The organism is Pseudomonas sp. PDM02 (assembly GCF_014852285.1).
GTDB classification, from domain to species: Bacteria; Pseudomonadota; Gammaproteobacteria; order Pseudomonadales; family Pseudomonadaceae; genus Aquipseudomonas; species Aquipseudomonas migulae.
The window spans coordinates 1-440 of the sequence record NZ_JACVBL010000046.1 but is presented as its reverse complement, the minus strand read 5'-3'; the positions used below and the strand labels follow the sequence as shown (position 1 = coordinate 440).

Here is a 440-nt window from a genome sequence, read left to right as displayed (position 1 = left end):
CCTTCTTCTCTTTTTCCTCCTTCCTCACGAACAGGGCGTTGACCCAGCGGCTTAAGCCCTGAGCGGCGGCAGAAAGCAGACCGTTACCCTGACCCTCAAGCTGGCGCGTTCCTCCCTGCGTATAGATGCTTGCCGTTAAGTGCAGCTGGCCGTCCTGCTGGCTGTCGCTGCGGTAGGATTGCAGCGCATACTGCGGTGTCGCTATCAGGCCGTAGCGGGTGCGGAACAGCTGCCACAGCGCATTTTGCGTCATCTCTTTCCCGTGGCGATCGGTTTCCTGCTGCACGTGCTGGCTGAAATCCTGCTGCAGGGCGCGGGGTAATTTCAGGCCATGGTTCTGTTCGATGAGCCACGCGCTGCCGCTTTTGCCCGACTGGCTGTTCACGCGGATCACCGCTTCATAGGTACAGCCGATATCCTGCGGATCGACGGGCAGATAG

1 pseudogene is annotated in these 440 nt (G+C 60.0%); it reads right to left on the bottom strand.

Features of this window, described 5'->3' with window-relative positions:
• Nucleotides 1-440, bottom strand: a pseudogene (locus IB245_RS28960) (hypothetical protein); the annotation flags it as partial.